This window comes from Pseudomonas sp. P1_C12 (assembly GCF_056406435.1).
The window spans coordinates 118,773-142,629 of the sequence record NZ_JBFUAE010000010.1; the positions used below are offsets into that span (position 1 = coordinate 118,773).

Below are 23,857 nucleotides of genomic sequence, written 5' to 3' on the forward strand. Positions count from 1 at the left end.
CAGGCCGATGCTGATGGTCACCGGGTGTTGAGTGGGTTCAGCCTGCGCCGATTTTTCAGCACTTCATCTTCAATGGTTTTGTACGTCGCCGACCTTGGTGTTGTGCTGGTTATCGAGAATCACCTTACCCCACGGTCGGTAGCGTAGGGAGAACACTGACGTCGGGTGGCAACCCGGCGATGAAGTTTGCAGGGGCATCGGTTCGGCACGGAAGGGTTGCCCGGCAGCGCTGACTTGCCGAAAGGCTTCCCTGACGATGCCGATGGAGCAGGGCAGTGCATTGGCGTAGCCGTTGCGAACCAATGGTGGCAAACGTCCAGTGCCGGCGCCGTCCTGCCACCACACCTGAATACCGGCGCTCGCCACGTCGCCCAGCCATTGGCCATTCACTTGCGGTGCGAGTTTGCCGACGCTGAATACGCTGATGTGCAGTGGCGCGTCGAGCTTGCCGGCAAAGTCCTTGAGCTGGCGTTGCAACCTTTGCCGGCGATCCAGTGGCAGAAAGTGCAGGTCATCCAGTTCCAGGGGCAAATACCAACCGCTGACCGGCAGTTTCCACTCCTCGCGCAGCTTCTGCTGCTGGGCCAGTGACTGCCCCAGTTGCGTTTGCCAGTACGTTGCCAGCCCGGCGCTGTCCAGCTCATCGATGCGTTGGTAATAGGCCGGGTCCATGCGCAGCCCCAGCACCAGTTTCAGGCCTTGGGCCCGGGCCAGTTTCAGGCTGCCCGCAAGCCAGCCGTTGGCGCCGCCGAAGTCCGAATCGCCGTAGGCCGTCCACTGCACAATCACCGTATGCACGCCTTGGCGAGCGGTGTCCTGCCAGATCCGCTGCCATTGCGCCTGGCTCAGGTTGGCATCGGCATTGAGCGGCTGGTAGAAAATACGCTCGTCGGCATGGGTCGCCGCGCTGCCCAGCAACAGGCACAACGCCAAAAGAAGTTGCCTCATCAGAAATTCAACTCCACGCCCAGTAGCACGCCGTTGCCGCCGTCATACAGATTGCCGCCCAACGCTTGTTGATACTCGGTGCGTACAGTCAGGTGTGCGCGATAGGCGTTGTAAATGTCATCGTTGAACCACCATTGCCAACGCAGGCCCAGACCGGTGCGCAGATCCTGGCGCCAGTCGTTGCTCGGGTCCTGGCTGGCGAACTCGAGGAAACCGTACGGCATGATCGTTTGCGCGCCGTTGAACGGCAGCTTCCAGGTGTGCCCTTGCTGGAAGCGCGACAGCCATTGATGGTCGCCGGCCTTGGTCCACCACGCCGCGTCAAGGTAGAGGAAGCGCTCCTCCCAGTCGCTTTCATCGACTCGCCAATCGTTGCGGAATCGACCCTGATCAAGGAACGACGCCGTGGCGCGCAACAGGTAGTCAGTGGTGGTGTGTCCATCGTCACGATGATCGTCCACCTGATCGGACAGCTTTTCGGGTACCAGCATCTGGCCGAGGCTCAGGCCATGGTTGTCCTGGTCATCGAACTGGCTTTGTTTGTAGAGCTCGCCATAGAAGTTGATGTTGGCGGTGCCCCAGGGCTTGTAGCGCAGGCCGACGCCGGTGCCGAGGGATTCGGCATAGCTCGAACGGCCCACGCCGCCAAGCAGCACGCGGCCATAGACCGACAGCGTGCTGCCGGCGCGGCTGGGTTCATCGCCCAATGCGTGGTCCCACATGGCCAGTTGCACGTTCTGCGAACTGGAGCGCCGCTGCGTGCCGGTGCTCTGGTCAGGGCGCACGAAGTCGTTGGTCGATATCCCGGCCGGCGACCAGGTACTGGCGATGGTGACTGAGTCACGACGGGACAGGCTTTCGTGAGCGCGGCGCTGGCGATAGCGCCGCGCTTGCATGCTGCCTTCCTCGTCATCGGCGGCCACCGGGTTCTGCTCCAGGTCGATCACGCGTTCCAGTTCTTTGCGTGCCGAGGCGCTGTCTTCGACCTCGTCATAACGCCAGGCCAGGGTTTCGCCGAGGCGATAGTCTTCCGGGAAATCCTGGGTGGCGCGTTGCAGATACGGGATGGAGCGGGCGCGTGCTGCCTGGGTTTCTGCACTGGCCAGGCGCACGCCGTAGTCGGCACGATAACGGGGGTTGTTCGGCTCGCGGCGCGCCGCTTCGGCAAGCCATTCGGCGCTTTGTTGCAGGTCGCCGGCCTTTTGCGCCGTGACCGAAGCCGCATAGTAATGCTCGGCATCCGGTACCAGCTGCAGGGCGGAACGCTGGCGTTGCAGCGCGAGCGTGTGATCACCCCGGGCATCGGCAATCGCCGCGCCCAACGTCCACTCATTGGCGCCCCGGGTGCGGCTTAGCTGCCAGTAACGTTCGGCTGTTTGCGTGTCGCCGATATTCAGGGCGCCGCGGCTGGCAGTGAGGCGGGCATTGTCGCTGAGTTCGGCGTCCGGAATGCTGCGCCAGATGGCCAGGGCACCGGCCGAGTCTCCGGCAGCTTCCAGGGCGTAAGCGAGTGGCAAGCGACTGTTTCGGTCACCCATTTTTTCGGCGGTCTGGTAATACACCACCGCTTCGCCGGGGCGCTCAGGCATTGCGCAGCGGCCGAGGGCGCGGTAATCGCCTGCGGCTTGCGGGTGATCGCCAATGACCTGTTGAACCGCGCCGCACTGGCCGTTTTCCGCCAATTGCGCCAGCAGTTGCCCTCGAGTGGCGGGGTCGACGCGGTTGAGCAGCGAAACGATGCGTTGCTGTTGTGCCGCGGTCGGTGTCGACGCGGCATACAACCCTGCCAACCGTTGTAGCAAGGGCGTCGGCAGATTGCCGCCGTGGCGGTCGTAGGCGATCTCGAGCAACTGTTGCACATGTTCCCGTTGGCCGGCATTCAACGCCAGGTAGGTAGCCTGATTGAGCGAGTCGAAATTGCCGGTCTGCTGGTAATGCCGCTCCCAGAAGACCGCCGCTTCGCTGTTGCGGCCCGATGCCTGGAGCAGTTCGGCGCGGCGTTTGACCACGTCGGCGGTCTGCGGTTGGCTGGCGAGGTAGGCCATGACTTTGTCGCTGCGGCCCTCATCCTGCCAGACATCCAGCAGGCGTTCGCGGCGTCGCGAGTCCCAGGGTTCCGGCAGGCGTGTTGTTTGCAGCAGTTCGGTGGCTTGCAGACGCTGGGCGAGGATCAGCCAGGCCTGCGGATTTTCTTCGGGTTGGCAACTTTTCAACTGAGTCAGCGCAGCTTGCGGATCATGCCGCGACAGCCAGTCGGCGGTTTCCAGGCAGGGCCGCTGCAACTCACCACTCAAGCGTTGCACCGTGGCGCTGTCGCCGGTTTGCCGCGCCAGTTCCCACAGGCGCTGGCGCTGCGCCGGATCGGCAAGATCGGCAGGCGGCAGCGATTGCATCCAGCGCTGTGCCTGCTGGACGTGGCCCATGGCAATTGCCCGATCGACCATGGCCTGTCGAGTCTTGCGCGCGGCTTCCGGGCTTGGCGCTTTTTGCAGCAATTGCTGCAAGGGTTGCTCGTCAAGGCGTTGCACGTAGGCGTTGGCCAGGCGTTGCCAGCCTTGGGCATCGAGTTGTTGGTTCGCGGCCAGAGGCGCCAGTTCCTTGACGGTGCCATCCCAATCGCGCAATTGCTCGGACCAATTGGCCTGGGCCAGTTGCAGCGCTCGCTCATCACCCTTGGGCGGCAGTTGCGCCAGCCAGTCATGGGCCGAGGCTGCACCGCCGCGCTTGGCCAGGCTCGCGCTGTAGGCCTGCCACAGGCGCACGCGATGCTCCAGATTGCTGGAGGCTATCCACTGCTCCACCTGTTTTCTGTCTGGCGGATCCTGCTCGATCCAGGCCAGGCGCAGATTGAGCAGGGTGTCGCTGTTGGCCGGGGTATCCGGTAGCGCTTGCACGGCCTCTTCGTAGCGTTGCTGCTTGACCAGCGATTGCACCAGTAACGCCCGCGCTTCATCGTTTCCTGGCACTTCGCTCAGCAGGTGGCGCATCAGCCGTTCGACTTCCTTCCAGTTGCCGTTTTTCGCTTCGCGGTAACTGCGGTCCATATAGGGGTAACTGCGGAACTGATCGAAATCGGTCAACGGTTCGGCTTGCACCCACGCTGTCGTGTTCAGGCAGAGCAACAGGCTACCGGCCATCAAGGTTTGACGATGGACGGGCTTCATACGACCTCCCGGGCAATGCAGTAGGCAGCGTGCTGCTCGCTCGTCTGATCGGACAGGGCCTGTTCGAGGATTTCCTGGGTGATCATGCCGCGTTCAATCAAGTGTTCACCTAGAGACATTTTTTCCGCATCGAAATCGATCAGCGCCTGATTGAACAGGGTTGGCGGCACCATGCCGCGTACTTGCAACAGGTTGCCCAGCAACACCTGGTGATGGCTGACGCGCTCGATCAGGTCTTCGTCGTCCTGATGTTGCTCAAGCACCTCAAGCATCTGATGTACTTCCTCGCTTTGACGAGGGCTGGCGTACCAGTAGCGGATCCCCAGCGTAACCCGACCTTGTGGTGCAAGGCGGCAACGCACCGGGCGTTTCAGTTGACGGCTGATGGCTCCCAGAGACACCTGGCTCACCGGACCTTCGGAAGCCAGCACCAAGGTTCCGTTTTCCTCGGCGACCGGCAGCACGCCATAGTGTGTGGCGATTTTGCGCGGCACCGCATCGATCAGGCGCTTGTCGAGTTTGAACGGATTGAGTGGCGCCCATTCCAGGTCCAGCTGTTCGGCCAGGGTCTGCACCAGTTGCGTAGTGTCGATGTGTCCGCGCAGCAGCAGTTCGTGACCCAGGCGCCGGCGTACCGGGTTGGTGATCGCTGCCTCGAGTTGATCTTCAGTGAGCAGGCCTTTTTCCACCAGTCGATGGCCCAGCGGTGTGCGCTGGGCCTCGGCCAGGGCCGGAAATTCATGAGTGGTCTTGTCCCAGGCGACGCGACGTGAATCGCCCATTTGCATCACCTGGCGTAGCGCTCGAAGGTTGGCGAAGAAATTGACGAAATTGCTCCACATCATTCGGGGGGCTGACAGCAGCCCTTCGCCCAGACCGTAATAACGGGTGACAAACCAACCGCGCTGAAACAGCCGATTGAGCAGCATGAAACCGTTGAGCCACAGCAGGGTCGCCAACAACGTGCTGTCGGAGAGGAACGACGGGTACCGCCAGGCATTCGGCGTGATCACGGTGACCAGCCACATCGCCAGCAACACCAGAAGCAGAATGTTCACCAGGAAGCTCAACAGGTACGCAATCAGGCCACGGCGGTCGCGCCACAGAAAATAATTGAGCAGGCCCTTGGAGCTCCAGCCCAGATTCTTGGTGCCCTGGAACACTATACCGACGATCCATCGTGACTTCTGGCGGATCGCGTGCCGCAAATCCCTGGGGAAGTGCTCGCGCACGCAGATCACCTGGGAAAACGCACGGTCCATCCCGAACACCCAAGGCTGTTCAAGCGCCAGTTTCGGGTCGGTCACCGAGTAGCGGGCGAAGATGCACTTCATGCCTTTTTGCTTGAGGCGAAAACCGATGTCGTAGTCCTCGGTGAGGCTCTGCACGTCGAACGCAATGCCATCACCGTCCTCGAGCAGGGCACTGATGGCCTTGCGGCTGAAGCAAGTGCCGACCCCGGCGCTGGGCACTTGCCCGGTCAAGGCCTCGCGCACGATGACATCCTTGCCATGGTTCTCGGCGAACTCGTCGACATAGTGCCCGGCGGTGAAGCCTTTCCATTCCGGTGCGTAGGGGTAGACCGGAATCTGGATCAGGTCCTTGGCCGGCAGCAGGTAGTTGAACAGGCGCAATTCCATGGGCGAAATCACGTCCTCGGCATCGTGCAGGATGAAGCCGGCGAACTGGATTTTTGCATCGTTTTCAAAACGCAGGATCGCGTCGATCACATTGTTCAGGCAGTCGGCCTTGCTGGTGGGGCCGGGGCGCGCGCACACCACTTTGTGCACGTTGGGATAGTGCAGGCACACCGCATCGACGTCGGCCTGGGTCTCGGCGTCGTTGGGGTAGGTTCCGACGAAAATCTGATAGTTCTCGTAGTCGATGGTCGAGGCGGCCAGGCGCGCCATTTCGCCGACCACGCCGACTTCGTTCCACGCCGGCACCATGATCGCCAGGGGTTTTTCGCCGATGGAGTACAGCCGTTGCTCATCGGCGCGCTTGAACTTTTCATAGATCCGCCAGCGCCGGATCAGTTTGCGGGTCCAGTACACCAGGTCGATGAACAGGTCATCGAGCCCGAGTATGAACATCAGCAGGGCCAGGGTAATCGCGAGGTATTTGAGTGCGAACAACGCATAGGCAAAAAAGTCGACAAAAGCCAGGTTCATACGGCTTTACCCGCCGCCCGGTGTTTCAACCAGATGCCGAGGCGATTGGCGATGCGTTCGCTGGCGTGTCCGTCGCCATAAGGACTATGGACCCGGCTCATGCGCTGGAAGGTGGCGTCATCATCGAACAACAGGCTCGATTCCTTGACGATACGATCGGTGTCGGTGCCCACCAGCACCACCGTTCCGCCTTCGAGCGCCAATGGCCGCTCCGTGACATCGCGCAGCACCAACAACGGTTTGCCAATGGCGGGGGCTTCCTCCTGGATGCCACCGGAATCGGTGAGAATGAAATGCGCGCGGCCCATCAGCCAGACGAAATGCTGGTAATCCTGCGGCGCTACCAGATAGATATTGGGTTTGTCCGAGAGAACGCTGTAGACCGCCTTTTGCACCTGCGGATTGAGGTGCACCGGGTAGACGAATTGCACATCGGAATAACGTTCGGCGAGGGTGGCCAGGGCCAGGCAGATGTTGCGAAAGCCGCCGCCGAAGTTCTCCCGGCGATGCCCGGTGATCAGCACCATGCGCCTGTTGTCGTCGAGCACGGCCAGCGGCGAGTCGGCCGCCGGGTGCCAGTGGGTTTCCTGTTGGTGATTGCGCATCCATACCAACGCATCAATCACCGTATTACCGGTGACCTCAATGTTGGCCTTGGACACACCTTCGCGCAGCAGGTTGTCTTCGTTATTGGCGGTCGGCGCGAAATGCAGGTCGGCGATGACCCCGGTCAGGTGCCGGTTGGCTTCCTCCGGCCAGGGTGCGCGCAAGTTGCCGGTACGCAAACCCGCCTCGACGTGGCCGATGGGCAACTGGCGATTGAAGGCGGCGAGGGCGGCAATGAAGCTGGTGGTGGTGTCGCCGTGCACCAGCACGACATCCGGTTGCACCCGCTCGTAGGCTTTGTCGAGCTGCCCCAGCAATTGTTCGGAGAGGCCGTTGAGCGTCTGGCCCTGGGTCATCACCTGCAAGTCTTCATCGACCGTCAGTTCGAACGAGTCGAGGACCTGCTTGAGCATTTCCCGGTGCTGGCCAGTGGAGCAGATGTTCAGGGTGATACCCGGCCAATTGCGCAGGACCCGCGCCAAGGGCGCCATCTTGATGGCCTCCGGACGCGTACCGAAAACCATCATGACTTTAAATGACATCAACCCTCCTGGGACCGCACGCGCCGGATACGTCGCGGCTGCTAAAACCGGCTATTTCTCGGACATAGAATAAAGCAGTCGGGTGGGGCGTTGTCCAATGAACTGCACTGGCTCGCAGGTCTTGCTTCGAATGGGTTCATCTGCGCCCGGTTGTGAACCAGATACCCGCCCTTTGTAGCCAACGGTAGCGGTCAGGAGGCCGTGCGTTTGGTAACGATTTTTCCTGTTTGCATGCATCCCCCTGATTCAAAACAAATTTCAATCTCGCTCACATTTCCTCCACATCCGGTGGCACACTTTCTGCTGTCTATTCCGTTGTTACATACCTAGTTCCGGTATAACGGAATAAACATCACCCTGGAGTGCTTGCCATGCATCGCCGACCTTCCTTGTTCAAAGCGTGTGTTTTTCTTTTCGCAGCTTCTGCCGCTGCCATGGGCGTGGCCCAGGCAGCAGACAGCAAGCTCGATAGCGTTCTGGCCCGCGGCAAACTGATTGTAGGCACCGGCAGCACCAACGCGCCGTGGCACTTCCAGGGCGCGGATGGCAAGTTGCAAGGCTTTGATATTGATATCGGGCGCATGGTGGCCAAGGGCTTGTTCAACGATCCGGGCAAAGTCGAGTTCGTGGTGCAGTCGTCCGACGCACGTATCCCCAACCTGCTGACCGACAAGGTCGACATGAGCTGCCAGTTCATCACCGTGACGGCCAGCCGTGCCCAGCAAGTGGCGTTCACCCTGCCGTACTACCGCGAAGGTGTCGGCCTGCTGCTGCCGGCGAACAGCAAGTACAAGGAAATCGATGACATGAAAGCCGCCGGTGACAGTCTCACCGTGGCGGTGCTGCAAAACGTCTATGCCGAAGAGCTGGTGCACCAGGCGCTGCCCAAGGCCAAGGTCGATCAGTACGACAGTGTGGACCTGATGTACCAGGCCGTGAACTCCGGCCGCGCCGACGCGGCGGCCACCGACCAGTCTTCAGTGAAATACCTGATGGTGCAGAACCCCGGCCGTTACCGCAGCCCGGCCTACGCCTGGAGCCCGCAGACCTATGCGTGCGCGGTCAAGCGCGGCGACCAGGACTGGCTGAACTTCGTCAACACCACCCTGCATGAAGCCATGACCGGCGTTGAGTTCCCGACTTACGCGGCGTCGTTCAAGCAGTGGTTCGGTGTGGATCTGCCAACGCCGGCGATTGGCTTCCCCGTCGAATTCAAATGATTCCGTGAGAGTGGGGCGATTTGAGTCGCCCCGCTCAAGGTACTTCTGACCATGAACTATCAGTTGAACTTTGCCGCCGTCTGGCGCGATTTCGACACCTTGCTGGCGGGGCTCGGTATGGGCCTTGAACTGGCGCTGGTGTCGATCGCCATCGGCTGCGTGATCGGCCTGATGATGGCGTTTGCCTTGCTGTCCAGGCATCGCGCATTGCGGGTGCTGGCGTCGGTGTATGTCACGGTGATTCGTAACACGCCGATCCTGGTGTTGATCCTGTTGATCTACTTTGCGTTGCCGAGCCTGGGGATCCGGCTGGACAAGATCCCCTCGTTCATCATCACCCTGTCGCTGTATGCCGGGGCGTACCTGACTGAAGTGTTTCGCGGCGGCTTGCTGAGCATTCCCAAGGGTCTGCGAGAAGCAGGGTTGGCCATTGGCCTGGGCGAGTGGCAGGTCAAGGCCTACGTCACCGTGCCGGTGATGCTGCGCAATGTGTTGCCGGCCCTGTCGAACAACTTCATTTCGCTGTTCAAGGACACTTCGCTGGCGGCCGCGATTGCCGTACCTGAGCTGACCTATTACGCGCGCAAGATCAATGTCGAGAGCTACCGGGTGATTGAAACCTGGCTGGTGACCACGGCGCTTTATGTGGCGGCCTGTTACCTCATTGCCATGATGCTGCGTTACCTCGAACAGCGTCTGGCGATTCGCCGATAGGAGGCCCCATGTACGAATCCCCCAGTTGGTTGCATGAGTTGTGGGTGGCGCGGGAAGTGCTGTGGCAAGGCTTCCTGACCAGCGTCCAGGTGTCGGTGCTGGCGATTTTGCTCGGCACACTGGTTGGCGTCGTCGCCGGGCTGGTGCTGACCTACGGCAAATTCTGGATGCGCGCACCGTTTCGTTTTTATGTCGATGTGATTCGCGGCACGCCCGTGTTCGTGCTGGTGCTGGCGTGCTTTTACATGGCGCCGGCGCTGGGCTGGCAGATCAGCGCGTTCCAGGCCGGTGCGCTGGGTTTGACGCTGTTCTGCGGCTCCCATGTCGCCGAGATCGTGCGCGGTGCCTTGCAGGCCTTGCCGCGTGGGCAGATGGAAGCGAGCAAGGCCATTGGCCTGACGTTCTACCAGGCCCTCGGCTACGTGCTGTTGCCCCAGGCGTTGCGGCAGATTCTGCCGACCTGGGTCAATTCGTCGACCGAGATCGTCAAGGCCTCGACCCTGTTGTCGGTGATTGGTGTAGCGGAATTGCTGCTCAGCACCCAGCAGATCATCGCCCGGACTTTCATGACTCTGGAGTTTTACCTGTTCGCCGGATTCCTGTTCTTCGTCATCAACTACGGCATCGAGTTACTCGGCCGGCACATTGAAAAGCGGGTGGCTTTGCCATGACTCAGACTCAAACCAATGCACAAAACGGCCAACCCCTGCTGGACATTCGCGGCCTGCACAAGCGTTACGACCAGCTTGAAGTGCTCAAGGGCGTCGACCTGACCATGCAGCGCGGCAACGTGGTAACGCTGATCGGTTCCAGCGGCTCGGGCAAGACCACGCTGCTGCGCTGCGTGAACATGCTCGAAGAGTTCCAGGGCGGGCAGATCCTGCTCGACGGTGAATCCATCGGTTATGACGAGGTCAACGGCAAACGCATTCGCCACCCGGAAAAAGTCATTGCCCGCCATCGCGCCATGACCGGCATGGCGTTCCAGCAGTTCAACCTGTTTCCGCACCTGACTGCATTGCAGAACGTCACCCTGGGTCTGCTCAAGGTCAAGAAACTGCACAAGGACGAGGCGGTGGCCCTGGCCGAGAAATGGCTGGAGCGTGTTGGCCTGCTGGAACGGCGTGATCACTTTCCCGGTCAGTTGTCTGGCGGGCAGCAGCAGCGCGTGGCGATTGCCCGGGCGATTGCGATGAACCCAAGCCTGATGCTGTTCGACGAAGTGACCTCGGCCCTCGACCCGGAACTGGTCGGTGAAGTGCTGAGCGTGATCAAGGGCCTGGCCGAAGACGGCATGACCATGCTGCTGGTGACCCACGAAATGCGCTTTGCGTTCGAGGTTTCGGACAAGATCGTATTCATGAATCAGGGGCGTATCGAAGAGCAGGGGCCACCCAAGGACCTGTTCGAGCGCCCGCAATCGCCACGACTGGCGGAATTTCTCAAAAGCACTCGCTTTTAACTTTATTTTCAAAGCAGGAGAAACACCCATGAGCATTACTCGTTACGGCACCGGCAGCACCGCCGCTGGCGGTCAGCCTCGCCCTTTCGCCCGCGCCGTTGAAGCCGATGGCTGGCTGCACGTTTCCGGGCAGGTGCCGGCGGTGGACGGCGAGATCATTGTCGGTGGCATCGTCGAGCAGACCCACCAGACCATGAAAAACCTGATCGCGATTCTCGAAGAGGCAGGTTTCGGCCTGGAAGACGTGGTGCGTGCTGGCGTGTGGCTGGAGGATCCGCGGGATTTCACGAGTTTCAACAAGGTCTTCTCCGAGTACTTCAAACCCGAACACGCCCCGGCGCGGGCCTGTGTGCAGGCGAACATGATGGTCGACTGCAAGGTGGAGATCGACTGTATTGCTTACAAGAAAAAGGCTTGATCGGCGGTTGCTCTTGTAGGAGCTGCCGAAGGCTGCGATCTTCTGGCGTTTTTTGATGGGTGCTGCCAAGGCAAGATCAAAAGATCGCAGCCTGCGGCAGCTCCTACGGGCGACTTTGAATGGGAACCACTGAAATGACCGAAGACACCATCAAGCGCCGGGCACGCGGTCTGGACCGGGCGTTCGATATCCTCGATTTCCTCAAGGAGATCGGCCAGCCACTGCGCCCGAACGACATTGCAAACGGCATCGGCAGCCCCAAATCCACGGTCTACGAACTGGTGGCCTCGCTGCTGGAACGGCGGATCCTGGAGCCGGTGGGCAAGGACGGTCATGTCTACCTCGGTCGTCAGTTGTACTTTCTCGGCCAGGCCCACTTGCGCCATTTCGACCTGACCCGTGAAGCCGATCACGCGCTGCAGGAAATCGTCAGCCAGACCCATGAAACGGCGCAGATGTGTCTGCTCAACGGGCGCAAATACACCGTTGCGCTGATGAAGGAGGGGGAACGGCATTTCCGTATTTCCTCGGACATCGGCGAAAACGCGCCCATCCCCTGGACCGCCTCCGGGCGGCTGTTGCTGGCGCACCTGAGCGACCAGGCAATCGTCGACCTGATCGACCACGACGACTTCATCCTGCCCGACGGCGAACGCTTGCCGCTGGAACAGTTTCTCAAGGAAATCCGTCAGGCCGGGATCGATGGATTTTTCTCTTTCGATAGCGTCGCTGACACCTTTACCCATTGCTTCGCCGCACCAGTCAAAGACCCTGGCGGCGTGGCCATCGCGACCCTGTGCATCGTCGCCCCACGGGCCGATGCCAAGAAAAATTACAACGACTACCGCCGGGTGCTGATCGACAGCGCCAACAGCCTGGCCCGTCGCATCAACGAATAACAGCGGCTGCCTGCGGCCCCGTGAACGAGGAGTTCGACCATGTTTTCTGCCCCCCATACTGCCAACGTGGACAAAGGCGCTGCGCCGATCGGTGCCAGCCTGGTGCGTGACGTCAGCCTGCCCGCGCTGGTACTGCACCGCGAGGCGCTGGAACACAACATTCGCTGGATGCAGGACTTCGTCAGCAACAGCGGCGCGGAACTGGCGCCCCACGGCAAAACCAGCATGACCCCGGCGCTGTTCCGTCGCCAACTGGACGCCGGTGCCTGGGGCATCACCCTGGCCAGCGCCACGCAAACCCGTGCCGCCTACGCCCATGGCGTGCGCCGGGTGTTGATGGCCAACCAGTTGGTCGGCATGCCGAACATGGCGCTGATCGCCGACCTGCTGGCCGACCCGACGTTCGATTTCTATTGCATGGTCGATCATCCGGACAACGTCGCCGACCTCGGCGCCTATTTCGCCTCCCGCGGCGTGCGCCTGAACGTCATGATTGAATACGGCGTAGTCGGAGGTCGTTGCGGTTGCCGCAGCGAGCAGGAAGTGCTCGATCTGGCCAAGGCCATCGTCGCGCAACCGGCCCTGGCCCTGACCGGGATCGAAGGCTACGAAGGCGTGATCCATGGTGATCACGCCGTGACCGGTATCCGCGATTTCGCCGCGTCACTGGTGCGCCTGGCGGTGCAGTTGCAGGACAGCGGCGCCTTCGCCATTGCCAAGCCGATCATCACCGCGTCGGGCTCGGCCTGGTATGACCTGATTGCCGAATCCTTCGAAGCGCAGAACGCCGGTGGACGTTTCCTCAGCGTGCTGCGTCCTGGCAGTTACGTGGCTCACGACCATGGCATCTACAAGGAGGCGCAGTGCTGCGTACTCGACCGTCGCAGCGATCTGCACGAAGGCCTGCGTCCGGCGCTGGAAGTGTGGGCGCACGTGCAGTCATTGCCGGAGCCGGGGTTTGCGGTGATTGCCCTGGGCAAGCGCGACGTGGCCTACGACGCCGGCTTGCCGGTGCCGTTGTTGCGGTACAAGGCGGGTGTGGTGCCGGCCAAAGGCGATGACGTGAGTGCGTGCAAGGTGACCGCGGTGATGGACCAGCATGCGTTCATGACCGTGGCGCCAGGGGTTGGTCTGCGGGTGGGCGACATCATTTCGTTCGGCACATCGCACCCGTGCCTGACGTTCGACAAGTGGCGTGTCGGCTGTCTGGTGGACGAGCAACTGAACGTCATCGAGACCATGGAAACCTGTTTCTAAGGTGCAGGACCGAGGCGCGGCCTTCGCTGTAGGAGCGGGCTTGCCCGCGAAGAGGCCCTACCAGACAAAAGAGAAATCCGCGTATGAACACCATCAACACCCTGGGCCCCAACACTCCACGCATCGCCCTGATAGGCGAATGCATGATCGAGTTGCAGCATCGCGCCGACGGCAGCCTGCAACAGAGCTTCGGTGGCGACACCTTGAACACGGCGGTGTACCTGTCCCGGGAACTGGGAGAGAACGGCACCGTGGATTACGTCACCGCCTTGGGCGATGACAGTTTCAGCGACGCGATGTGCCAGAGTTGGGCGGAGGAAAATATCGGGCTCGGCATGGTTCAGCGCCTGCCGGGACGTCTGCCGGGTTTGTATTGCATACAGACTGACGCCGCCGGTGAGCGACGCTTTCTGTACTGGCGCAACGAAGCGGCGGTACGCGATTGCTTCACCACCCCGGCCGCCGTGCCGATCCTTGCGGCGCTGCCGGATTACGACGTGCTGTACTTCAGCGGCATCACCCTGGCGGTACTCGGCGTGCAAGGCCGGGAAAAGTTGCTGAACACCCTGATCGAAGCCCACCAGTGCGATGCGCGAATTGTGTTCGACAACAACTACCGGCCACGGCTGTGGGCGTCGGTCGAGGACGCCCGGGCGGCGTATCGCCGTGTGCTGCCGCATGTCGACCTGGCGTTGCTGACAGTGGATGACGAAGAGGCGTTGTTCGGTTACTCCGATTGTGAGGCGGTGTTCGCTGCGTATGAGCAGATGGGTACGCCGGAGGTGGTGCTCAAGCGCGGCGCCGAAGCGTGCCTGATTCGTTGTGATGGCGAGTCATTCGAGGTGCCGGCGCAGAAGGTAGCGCGGGTGGTGGACACCACGGCGGCGGGGGATTCATTCAGTGCCGCGTATCTGGCTTCGCGGCTCAAGGGCGGCAGCCCTTCGCAAGCTGCCGAGGCCGGGCATCGGTTGGCGAGCCGGGTGATTCAGGTACCAGGGGCGCTGATCCCGAAGTAAGCGTTGAGTGGCCGCTGGCTGCGCCATCGGTTCGCGGGCAAGCCCGCTCCTACAAAAATTACGCGTACCTGTAGGAGCTGGCTTGCCAGCGATACGGCCCTCAAGCCAAACCATCAATCCCGGAAAAACACCTGCACCAGGTGATAGCCGAACTTGCTCTTGATCGGCCCATGCACCACCCGCAGCGGTTTTTTGAAGATTACCGCATCGATCACGCCGACCATCTGCCCCGGGCGTACTTCACCGAGGTCACCGCCGCGCTTGCCCGAGGGGCAGGTCGAGTACTTCTTGGCCAGGACATCGAACGCTTCACCCTTGGCGATGCGTTGTTTGAGCTGCTCGGCTTCTTCCGAGGTTTTCACCAGAATATGGCGGGCTTGAGCTTTCATGTGGCGGTTACCTTGCAACGGTGGTGGCTATGTGGGTGGCAGCGGGGGCGCGCGATTATGCCTCAACTCAGTTTGGTTGACCGATCATCGTGCGAATCTTGTTGGCCAGCAGGTCGATGGAAAACGGTTTGGCCACCATGTCCATGCCTTCTTCGAGGAAACCCTGGCGTTCGGCGGCGATTTCCGCGTAACCGGTCATGAACAGTACTTTCAGTTCGGGGCGGTGCTGGCGGGCGATTTCTGCCAGTTGCCGGCCGTTCATGCCTGGCAACCCGACGTCGGTCACCAACAGGTCCAGCCGCAGGTCTGACTCCAGCACCGGCAGGGCACTCTTGGCATCTTCGGCTTCATGGGCGCGGTAGCCGAGCTCCTTGAGCAGGTCCAGTACCAGCATGCGCACCGCCGCATCGTCCTCTACCAGCATCACGGTTTCGCCGGCAATCGCCGCCGGTGCCTCGCCGCCGACGGGCGACAGGACTTTTTCCGACTCGGCCGAATGCAGACGCGGCAGGTACAAGCGCACGCTGGTGCCCCGTTCAGGCAGGCTGAACAGACTGACGTGGCCCCCCGATTGTTGGGCGAAACCGTAAATCATCGACAAGCCCAAGCCAGTGCCCTGGCCAATGGGCTTGGTGGTGAAGAACGGGTCGAATGCCTTGGCCAGCACCAAGGGCGTCATGCCGGTGCCGTTGTCGCTGACGGTAATCATCACGTAGTCGCCGGGCTTGAGTGGTTCCAGGGTCGTGATGTCGCTGCCGTCGAGGTACACATTGGCGGTTTCGATCTGCAGCACGCCGCCATCCGGCATGGCGTCCCGGGCGTTGATCACCAGGTTGAGCAAGGCGTTTTCCAACTGACTGACATCCGTGCTGATCCGCCAGATGTTTTCGGCCAGTTGCAGTTTGAGTTCGATGTGGTCGCCCTTGGTTCGACTGAACAAGTCTTCGAGCGAGTGAACCAACTCGTTGGGGTTCAGCGGCTTGCGGTTGAGCGACTGTCGCCGGGAGAACGCCAGCAAGCGATGGGTGAGGGCGGCGGCACGGTTGGCCGAGGACACTGCCGCCTCGGTGAATCGGCCGATCTCGCTGGCACGGCCGTCGGCGATGTAGCGCTGCATCAGGTCGAGGCTGCCGATGATGCCAGTGAGCATGTTGTTGAAGTCATGGGCGATGCCGCCGGTAAGCTGGCCGACCGCATCCATTTTCTGGGCATGGCGCAAGGCGTCTTCGGCACGCTCACGTTCGAACATCTCGTTCTGCAGGCGCTCGTTGGCCTCGGCCAGTTGGCGGGTGCGGGCGGCAACCCGTTCCTCAAGGGTTTCGTTCAGGTTGCGCAGGGCTTCTTCGGTCTTTTTGCTTTCGGTTTCATCGATCACGAAGATGTAGAAACCGTTTACCGCGCCGTCTGCGCCGTGGCGTGGCAGGTAATTCATCAAGGCCTGGCGGATGCTGCCGTCGCGGTGTGGCGTGCTGATGCTGAAACAGCAGGGCCTGCCGGACAGCGCCTCAGTGATGTACGGGGCGCGCAGTGCATAGGCTTCTTCGCCGATCACTTCAAGAATGGTTCGCCCGTAAAGTTCTTGCGGCGTCAGCCCGTACCAGTCGAGGTACGCCGCATTGTTCAGGCGAAAGCGTTCTTCGCGGTCAACGTAACTGATCAGGACCGGCATGGCGTTGATGATCAGTTGCAGCTCGGTCTGGCTCTGGCGCAGGGCCTGTTCGGTGTGTTTACGTTCGGTCAGGTCCAGGGCGGCGCCGAGGAAGCGCATCGGCCGGCCGTGGTGATCCTTGTAGCAGCGACCGCGGGCAAACACCCAACGCATCTGGCCGTCGGTTTGGAGCAGGCGATACTCCTCGGCGTACTCAGTGCCGTGGGTGATGCAATGCTTGATGCTGCGGGCGATCAGGGCGCGGTCTTGCGGGTGTACGCCGTGCAGGTACTCGCTGATCGGCAACTGGCTGGCCATGGCCGGGTCGATCCCGTGCAGTTGGGCAAAATGCGCATCGGCGATGAAACGGTCCTCGCTGATGTCCCAGTCCCAGGTGCCGACCGCATCGGTGGCGGCGAGGGCCAGTTGCAGGCGCTCCTCGGTTTCACGCTGGGCCTTGAGGCTGGCCGCCGAGCGCTGTTCGAGTTCGAGGGCGATGCGCCGGCGTTCGTTGGTTTCGATGGCGGTGACCAGGATCCCGGCCACCTTGGCACTTTCGTCACGGATCGGGCTGTAGGTCAGGTCGAGCCAGAAGTCGGATTCCCGGTCCCCGCGTTGCAGGGTAAAGCGCTGCTCGCTGTAGGTTCGCACCTGACCTTGCAGGACGGCGCTGTATATCGGGTCGGTAAAGTCTTGCAACTCTGGCCAGATCAGGTGTGTCGGTTGGCCGAAAGCGTGTGGATGTTTGCTTCCGGCGAGCAGGGCGAAGCCGTCGTTATAGATCTGCGTCAGCTGCGGGCCCCATAGCAGCAGCATCGGCATCGGTGAGTGAATGACGATGTCCACGGCGGTTCGCAGGCTTTGTGGCCAAGTGCTGGCAGCGCCCAGCGGGCTGCTTGCCCAGTCGATTCGGGCGATCAAGGCCTGGGCATCGCTGGCGGTTGGTGTTGCGTTCATCTGGGAGTCCTGCACATGAGTCGCTTTGGCTGGCCTCTATTCTTGCACAGGTGGTCGATTGTGGAGGACCCGTCAGGGTGAGCGGTCAAGCGACACAGAACCCTGTGGGAGCGGGCTTGCCCGCGAAAGCGGTTTCACATCCGACGCAGATGTTGTCTGAACCACCGCAATCGCGGGCAAGCCCGCTCCCACAGGGGATTGTGGCGCTTCAGGATTTGAGTTCGGGCCGGTCACGAAATTGTTCCAGCGCCTCGGGATTGGCCAGCGCATCAGTGTTCTTCACCTTCTGCCCGTGCACCACATTGCGTACTGCCAACTCAACGACTTTGCCGCTGATGGTCCGGGGAATGTCGGTAACCGCGACAATCTTCGCCGGCACATGGCGTGGCGTGGTGTTGGCGCGAATCGTCTGGCGGATCTGCTGTTGCAGCGCCTCGTCCAGTTCGAGCCCGTCGTGCAAGCGTACGAACAGCACCACCCGCACGTCATCCTGCCACTGCTGACCGATGGCCACGCTGTCGAGTACCTGGGGGACTTTCTCCACCTGACGATAGATTTCCGCCGTGCCGATGCGCACGCCGCCGGGGTTGAGCACGGCATCGGAGCGACCGTGGATCATCATCCCGCCATGGGGCAGTTGTTCGGCGTAATCACCTTGGGCCCAGACGCCGGGGAACAGGCTGAAATAGGATTGGCGCAGTTTCTCGCCATCGGGATCGTTCCACAGGCCAATGGGCATCGCCGGGAAATGCCGGGTGCAGACCAGCTCACCTTTTTCGCCGCTCACCGGGTGGCCTTCGTCGTTCCACACTTCGACGGCCATGCCCAGGCTCTTGCCCATGATCTCGCCACGCCTGACCTGCGACATCGGGTTGCCGTTGACGAAGCACGAGACGATGTCGGTGCCACCGGACATCGAGGCCAGGCACACGTCAGCCTTGAAGTCGCGATAGACGAAGTCGTAACTCTGCGGTGACAGCGCCGAGCCGGTGCATAGCAGCATCTTGAGGCTGCTCAGGTCATGGCTTTCACGGGGCTTGATACCGCTGCTTTCCAGGGTCGCGAGGTATTTGGGGCTGGTGCCAAAGACACTGATGCCCTCGTCGTCGATCAGGTCGATCAGGCGCTGCGGCTCGGGGTGGAACGGCGAGCCGTCGTACAGCACCACGGAGCTGCCTGTCGCCAGCGCCGACACCAGCCAGTTCCACATCATCCAGCCGCAGGTGGTGTAGTAGAACAGCCGTTCACCGGGGCCGAGATCACCATGCAGGCCGTGTTCCTTGACGTGTTGCAGCAACACGCCGCCGGTGCTGTGGATGATGCATTTGGGTACGCCGGTGGTGCCGCTGGAGTAGAGGATATACAGCGGATGGGCGAAGGGCACGGGGACGAAATCCGGCTCGCCGCCGGGCGTGTAGAAATCGTCCCACAACGTCACATTGGCCTGGGTGCGGAATTCTTCTATGTGCGCGTGTGGCCGGGCGTAAGGCACGATGATCAACTGTTGCAGCGAAGGCAGACGCTGGAGAATCTCGTTGACCTTGGCGGTTTGGTCGATGTCCTTGCCGGCGTAGCGATAACCGGCGCAGGTCACCAGCACTTTCGGTTCGATCTGGCCGAAACGGTCAACCACCCCTTGGGTGCCGAAGTCCGGCGAAGAGCAGGACCAGATGGCGCCAAGGCTGGTGGTGGCGAGCATGGCCACCAGGGTTTGCCAGGTGTTGGGCATGCACGCGGCGACCCGGTCGCCAACCCTGACGCCGGCTGCTATCAGCCCGTTTTGAAAGCCGGCGACATGTTCCGCGAGTTCGGCCCAGGTCAAATGTTCACGCAGACCGTTTTCGCCAACGGCTACCACGGCGATCGCATCATCGCGACGCTGTAGCAGGTGTTCGGCAAAGTTCAGCGTTGCGCCGGGGAACCACTGGGCGCTGGGCATCTGCGGGCCTTCGAGCAGCACCGCGTCAGGTTGCTCGTGGAAGCGGATGTCGAAGAAGTCGACGATGGCCTGCCAGAAGTCCGGGCGTTGCTCGATGGACCATTGGTGCAGGGCAGGGTAGTCGTCGATCTTGAGGTGATGCCGCTGATTGATGAAACGCCGGAAGGCCTCCATGCGGGTCTTGCCAATGCGTTTGGCGTCAGGTTGCCAGAGGATGTCGGACATGGTTTGCCTCTTCTTATGCCTTTAGATCCATTCGCGGGCAAGCCCGCTCCCACAGGTTTTGCTTTTTTGCTGGAAATCAGTTCAACACAAAATCCACCGGCTCCAGCTGTGGCGGCAACTCTGTCACACCCAGGGCCGCCAGTACATCACGCTCGATGTTGCGCACGATGGCGTCGGTGGGCAGGTCGTTTTCGTCGCGGCCGAAGGGGTCTTCCAGTTCATCGGCAATCGCATCCAGGCCGAAAAAGGTGTAGCTGACAATCGCGGTGAAAATCGGTGTCAGCCAACCCAGGGGTTCGGCCATGGCAAACGGCAAGAGGATGCAGAACAGGTAAATGGTGCGGTGCAGCAACAGGGTGTAGGGGAACGGCAGCGGGGTGTTCTTGATTCGTTCACAGACGGCCTGGGCATGGGTCAGGCTGGTCAGGTGGTTGGCCATGAGCGTGTAGCGCCAGTCGTTGATCGCCCCTGACTCGTTGAGTGCCGAGCACTGCTGACCGACCTGCATCAGTATCTGCCCGCTGACGTCCGTGGTGTTGCCCTTGGGCATCGGCTGCAGCCAGTCGCCACTGGCGGCCAGTTCGTTTTCCTGGCGCAGCCGCGCGTTGAGGGCATGGGCAAAGCCACACAGGTTGCTGAGGACCGTGTGTCGCTCATCCGTGTCTTTGATAGCCAGGGTTTCACGAATCATCGAGCGGACTTCCACGATCACATCGCCCCACGCCTTGCGCGCTTCATACCAGCGGTCGTAGCAGGCGTTGTTGCGAAAGCTCATGAAGATCGACAACGACAAACCCAGCAGCGTGAAGGGCGTGGCGCTGACCTTGGAAAAGTAGCTGGGGTGCAAGGTTTCGATGAGCACGATGGCCGAGGCGAGCAGCGTCACCATCAGGCTGCGCCAGGCGATGCGTTTGGCAATCGAACCCTTGAGGGACGTCAGCACGCCGATCAGGTTGGGTTTGGGTCTCACGATCATGGGTTTCAGCCGCCCGTCATGTTCATGAAGCGAATGACCTGAACATCGTCGTTTACTTCGAAGTTGTGTCGATAAGGCTTGAGTTTCATCGCCTCGATAATGGCTTTTTCCAGGCGCTCGGGCTGTCCGGGGTGGCTGCGCAAGACCGCCTTGAGATCCACGGCGTGGTCATTGCCCAGGCACAGCAGCAGACGTCCTTCCACGGTCAGTCGCACCCGGTTGCAGGTGCCACAAAAGTTGTGGCTGTGGGGGGAGATGAACCCCAGGCGAATCTGCGGCGCCTCGGCCAGGCGCCAGTAGCGCGACGGACCCTGGGTCGACTCGGCGGAATCAATCAAAGTGTAGCGTTCGCCGATGCGTTCACGGACCTGGGCACTGGAGAAAAACGCTTCGGCGCGGCTGTGCTCGTGGATGGTGCCCAGCGGCATTTCCTCGATAAAGGAAATGTCGAGGTTGCGGTCGATGGCGAAGCTCACCAGATCATTGATCTCATGGTCGTTGCGGCCCTTCATCACCACGCAATTGAGCTTGGTATTGCGAAATCCCGCCTGGTTGGCCGCGTCGATGCCCTTGATCACCTGCGCCAGATCACCGGTGCGGGTCAGTTCGCGAAAACGTTGCGGGTCCAGGCAATCGAGGCTGATGTTGAGGCGCTTGACCCCGGCTTCGAACAACGGCTTGGCCAGTCTGGCCAACTGCGAACCATTGGTGGTCATGCACAGTTCACGCAGGCCGGGCAGGGCGGCGATCCTCTCGCACAGTTGCACCACGCCCGGACGGATCAGCGGCTCGCCCCCGGTCAGGCGGATCTTGCGGGTGCCCAGTGCGACGAAGCTTTGTGCCAGCTGATAAATCTCTTCCAGGGTCAGCACCCGTTGGCGCGGCAGAAACTGCATGTCCTCGGCCATGCAATACACGCAACGGAAATCGCAGCGGTCGGTGACCGACATCCGCAGATAGTCCACGCGCCTTGCAAACCCATCGATCAGGACTCGTTCTGACATGACTTCCTCTCCTGGCACCGAAAAATCTGTAGGAGCGAGCTTGCTCCGGGCGGCGATCCGACGATGGTCGTTAACGATTACGCGCGCTTTCTGGTTAAACGCGGTGCCCTTGGGGCAATCGCGAGCAAGCTCGCTCCTACAGTTACGAACTCCGTTAATAACGGATTTGTTGAACGCAGGCTAAGAGCAACTTCAAGGGGCGTCCAATCACTATTAATAACCGGTTGATCGACCGGCTCTATGATGAATTTAATTTGGCTTTAAAAGTTGCTTTTGTTGATTTCAAGGTATTGAAAAACAAAGTAAAAATACCGTGATAGATGGTTTCGATAACCTGGTCATAAATAGCGATTAGACAATATTTAAACGCCATTCATATGCTTTCTCCGCAAATCGAACAATGACCTGAGTCAGGTCGAAGCCTGTGTGCATTGTCACGGAGAAGTACCATGTCTCAAGTCGACCGATACAAACCCTACAAAGGTGCCGCCGCTGGTTGGGCAGTGAAAACGCGCTGAAGAGCATTCGCGTCATGCTCAAGACCAACCAGAACAGCGGGTTCGACTACCCCGGTTGCGCCTGGGGCGAGTCGCCGGAAAACGGCATGGTCAAGTTCCTGCTGCAATGGGAGCGCGAAGCACAGGTCAGCGGCGGCGAGTGTGATCTGCGTGTGGACGCCAATCCTTCATCCGGAACTCGCCACGCGCTAGTTTGCCCATGCGCACCTGGCGATGTTCGGCTTGCTCAAGACCCTGCGCCAACGCCACACCCATTGGCCGTTCGCCTTCACCCTGATGCTGGTGTTCCTGGGCTACATCGGCCTGGCGTTCAGCCTCTGGCCGAACATCGTGCCGCCGTCGATCAGCCTGTGGGCGGCGGCATCACCGCCGACCAGCCAGTTGTTCATCCTGATTGGCGCGCTGTTCATTCTGCCGATCATCTGATGTACACGGTCTGGAGCTACTACGTGTTCCGCGGCAAAGTGAGGATTGGCGATGGCTAGCATTGAAACGAATCAAACCGCACCCGCGCGCTGGTACAAGCGCCTGGGATGGCTGGTGGTGATCTGGCTGGGCAGCGTGGTTGCCTTGGGTGTGGTGGCGGGGGCGTTGCGGATGTTGATGCACGCGGCCGGGATGAGTAGCCACTGATGGCAAGCCATTAAAGGGTTCCAGTTCACTTTGAGGCGTATGTATGGATTGGATTGGATGAATATCCATTTTTGCGGTAATGGCCACTAACGGTTCCGCCCTTACGGCGGGTTACTTGGGGCTTTTCCAAGTGACCCGCCGTAAGGGCGGAACCGTTAGTGGCCGTTACCAAAGAAACGGATATGTACACCATCGGCTGCACAGTCCGCCCGCGACACACTCTGTGCGCCAAGGACTTCAGTCTCACCGCAAAAACTTTCTTAAAGGGCACAGAGTCTTGTCTTTACTGAGCCCCAAACACCGCCGTCCAGTAAATCCCCGCATCGCTCTTCGGGTCGGTCGCATACGCTGCGCCCAATTCACGGAACTGCGGGTTCATCAGGTTGGCGCAATGACCAGGGCTGACCAGCCAGCCTTCGACCACCTTGCGTACGCTGTCCTGCCCGGCGGCGATGTTTTCGCCGATCTGCTGGAAGTCATAGCCGGCCAGTTCCGCGCGGTCGCCCGGGGTGCGGCCGTCACGGTCCTTGTGATCGAAGTAGTTATTGTTGGCCATGGAGCGCGAGTTGCCTTCGGCGGCGGTGGCCAGCGTGGCGTTCCAGGCCAGCGGCGCGGTCGCATTGAAAGACTGGGTGCCGCATTGACGCGGCTTGGCCCGTGCGGCGTTGAGTTCGATGAGCAGCTTCTGGCCCTCGGTCTGCCAGTCGCCCAGGCGTGAACTCAGCAGTGGCCGCGCCAAGACGATGCGCCACTGATTGTCCTGGCGGCTGACGCCGACATCGACGAATTGCGGGTCGAGTACGATCTGGCAAAAGCTCTCCTGAATCGCCTTCATCGCCGACGCCGCATCGCGCGGCCCGGACAGGCTGATGGCCTGCACGTTCTTCATCGGATAACCCGCAGTGGCCATGGCCTGCTGCAGATTGCCGATGCTCGGGCCGGACAGCACCAGGCGCGGGTCGGACGACAACGGCGGAAGCTCCGCTGAGACCTGGCCGGCACAGCGTTGCAGTTGGCTGCGGTAGACGTTGATCGATTCGACCAATTGCGCTTCGTCCGCCGCCACGGCGTGGGCGGCGAATACCAGGCCCAGAGACAAACCGGTCAAACGCATTGCGGATGAGATGAAACCCATGAATATCCCCTTGAGC

General features: G+C 61.0%; 19 protein-coding genes and 2 pseudogenes. 11 read left to right on the forward strand and 10 right to left on the reverse strand.

All coding sequences use genetic code 11. From position 1 onward, the window contains the following. Window positions 1-69 precede the first annotated feature (69 nt). The 4 genes from AC1D19_RS18425 to wecB are packed head-to-tail and all read right to left on the reverse strand — an operon-like array spanning window position 70 to window position 7,431. On the reverse strand, window positions 70-948 hold the full coding sequence (locus AC1D19_RS18425; RefSeq protein WP_477764035.1) for a DUF4434 family protein: 879 nt from the start codon (window positions 946-948) through the stop codon (window positions 70-72). Then, the gene (locus AC1D19_RS18430; RefSeq protein WP_477764036.1) at window positions 948-4,112 is read right to left on the reverse strand and encodes an NfrA family protein; all 3,165 of its coding nucleotides are present in this window, start codon (window positions 4,110-4,112) and stop codon (window positions 948-950) included. The genes AC1D19_RS18425 and AC1D19_RS18430 overlap by 1 nt, the downstream gene beginning before the upstream one ends. Further along, on the reverse strand, window positions 4,109-6,283 hold the full coding sequence (gene nfrB / locus AC1D19_RS18435) for a cyclic di-3',5'-guanylate-activated glycosyltransferase NfrB (protein WP_477764037.1): 2,175 nt from the start codon (window positions 6,281-6,283) through the stop codon (window positions 4,109-4,111). Before nfrB ends, AC1D19_RS18430 begins: the two co-directional genes overlap by 4 nt. Beyond that, window positions 6,280-7,431 (reverse strand): non-hydrolyzing UDP-N-acetylglucosamine 2-epimerase, encoded by a 1,152-nt coding sequence (wecB, locus tag AC1D19_RS18440; RefSeq protein ID WP_477764038.1) that lies wholly within the window; start codon window positions 7,429-7,431, stop codon window positions 6,280-6,282. The genes nfrB and wecB overlap by 4 nt, the downstream gene beginning before the upstream one ends. 371 nt (window positions 7,432-7,802) lie before the next feature. On the opposite strand from wecB, the gene AC1D19_RS18445 reads away from it, so the two are divergent. The 8 genes from AC1D19_RS18445 to AC1D19_RS18480 all read left to right on the forward strand — a co-directional run bounded on the left by AC1D19_RS18445 (window position 7,803) and on the right by AC1D19_RS18480 (window position 14,417). Next, on the forward strand, window positions 7,803-8,651 hold the full coding sequence (locus AC1D19_RS18445) for a transporter substrate-binding domain-containing protein (RefSeq protein ID WP_477764039.1): 849 nt from the start codon (window positions 7,803-7,805) through the stop codon (window positions 8,649-8,651). 51 nt (window positions 8,652-8,702) lie between these two features. Further along, window positions 8,703-9,365: an amino acid ABC transporter permease gene (locus AC1D19_RS18450; protein ID WP_108217292.1), complete on the forward strand. Its 663-nt coding sequence runs from the start codon at window positions 8,703-8,705 to the stop codon at window positions 9,363-9,365. An 8-nt stretch (window positions 9,366-9,373) separates the two neighbouring features. Then, window positions 9,374-10,036 carry an amino acid ABC transporter permease gene (locus AC1D19_RS18455; protein WP_477764040.1) on the forward strand — a complete coding sequence of 221 codons (663 nt, stop codon included), beginning with the start codon at window positions 9,374-9,376 and terminating at the stop codon, window positions 10,034-10,036. After that, window positions 10,033-10,827, forward strand: coding sequence for an amino acid ABC transporter ATP-binding protein (locus AC1D19_RS18460; protein WP_116260650.1), 795 nt, complete (start codon window positions 10,033-10,035; stop codon window positions 10,825-10,827). The genes AC1D19_RS18455 and AC1D19_RS18460 overlap by 4 nt, the downstream gene beginning before the upstream one ends. Window positions 10,828-10,855: 28 nt before the next feature. Continuing rightward, the gene (locus tag AC1D19_RS18465; protein ID WP_477755210.1) at window positions 10,856-11,245 is read left to right on the forward strand and encodes a RidA family protein; all 390 of its coding nucleotides are present in this window, start codon (window positions 10,856-10,858) and stop codon (window positions 11,243-11,245) included. 134 nt (window positions 11,246-11,379) lie between these two features. Beyond that, the gene (locus AC1D19_RS18470) at window positions 11,380-12,144 is read left to right on the forward strand and encodes an IclR family transcriptional regulator (RefSeq protein WP_108217296.1); all 765 of its coding nucleotides are present in this window, start codon (window positions 11,380-11,382) and stop codon (window positions 12,142-12,144) included. 39 nt (window positions 12,145-12,183) lie between these two features. Then, the gene (locus AC1D19_RS18475) at window positions 12,184-13,401 is read left to right on the forward strand and encodes an amino acid deaminase (RefSeq protein WP_477764041.1); all 1,218 of its coding nucleotides are present in this window, start codon (window positions 12,184-12,186) and stop codon (window positions 13,399-13,401) included. A gap of 83 nt (window positions 13,402-13,484) precedes the next feature. Next, a complete protein-coding gene (locus AC1D19_RS18480) occupies window positions 13,485-14,417 on the forward strand; it encodes a sugar kinase (protein WP_477764042.1) in 933 nt (310 codons plus the stop codon). Between the two features lie 113 nt (window positions 14,418-14,530). On the opposite strand, the gene AC1D19_RS18485 is transcribed toward AC1D19_RS18480, so the two are convergent. The 5 genes from AC1D19_RS18485 to moaA all read right to left on the reverse strand — a co-directional run bounded on the left by AC1D19_RS18485 (window position 14,531) and on the right by moaA (window position 21,555). Beyond that, entirely contained in the window at window positions 14,531-14,806 is a 276-nt protein-coding gene (locus AC1D19_RS18485; protein WP_008066899.1) for a peptidylprolyl isomerase, read from the reverse strand. Between the two features lie 67 nt (window positions 14,807-14,873). Then, window positions 14,874-17,411 (reverse strand): PAS domain-containing hybrid sensor histidine kinase/response regulator, encoded by a 2,538-nt coding sequence (locus AC1D19_RS18490; RefSeq protein WP_477764043.1) that lies wholly within the window; start codon window positions 17,409-17,411, stop codon window positions 14,874-14,876. A 208-nt stretch (window positions 17,412-17,619) separates the two neighbouring features. After that, window positions 17,620-19,575: an acetoacetate--CoA ligase gene (locus tag AC1D19_RS18495; RefSeq protein WP_477764044.1), complete on the reverse strand. Its 1,956-nt coding sequence runs from the start codon at window positions 19,573-19,575 to the stop codon at window positions 17,620-17,622. Window positions 19,576-19,651: 76 nt separating this feature from the next. After that, on the reverse strand, window positions 19,652-20,551 hold the full coding sequence (locus tag AC1D19_RS18500; protein WP_477755215.1) for a bestrophin family protein: 900 nt from the start codon (window positions 20,549-20,551) through the stop codon (window positions 19,652-19,654). A gap of 5 nt (window positions 20,552-20,556) precedes the next feature. Next, window positions 20,557-21,555, reverse strand: a complete 999-nt coding sequence (gene moaA, locus AC1D19_RS18505; RefSeq protein WP_477764045.1) for a GTP 3',8-cyclase MoaA — start codon at window positions 21,553-21,555, stop codon at window positions 20,557-20,559. 449 nt (window positions 21,556-22,004) lie between these two features. Here moaA and AC1D19_RS18510 point away from each other — a divergent pair. The 3 genes and pseudogenes from AC1D19_RS18510 to AC1D19_RS18520 all read left to right on the forward strand — a co-directional run. After that, window positions 22,005-22,171: pseudogene (locus tag AC1D19_RS18510) on the forward strand (hypothetical protein); the annotation flags it as partial. A 31-nt stretch (window positions 22,172-22,202) separates the two neighbouring features. Next, window positions 22,203-22,558, forward strand: a pseudogene (locus AC1D19_RS18515) (cytochrome d ubiquinol oxidase subunit II); the annotation flags it as partial. Then, window positions 22,551-22,706, forward strand: coding sequence for a DUF2474 domain-containing protein (locus AC1D19_RS18520; RefSeq protein WP_477764046.1), 156 nt, complete (start codon window positions 22,551-22,553; stop codon window positions 22,704-22,706). The pseudogene AC1D19_RS18515 and the gene AC1D19_RS18520, both read left to right, overlap by 8 nt. A gap of 283 nt (window positions 22,707-22,989) precedes the next feature. Here AC1D19_RS18520 and AC1D19_RS18525 read toward each other — a convergent pair whose 3' ends face one another. Continuing rightward, window positions 22,990-23,841: a CAP domain-containing protein gene (locus AC1D19_RS18525; RefSeq protein ID WP_477764047.1), complete on the reverse strand. Its 852-nt coding sequence runs from the start codon at window positions 23,839-23,841 to the stop codon at window positions 22,990-22,992. Window positions 23,842-23,857: the final 16 nt, after the last annotated feature.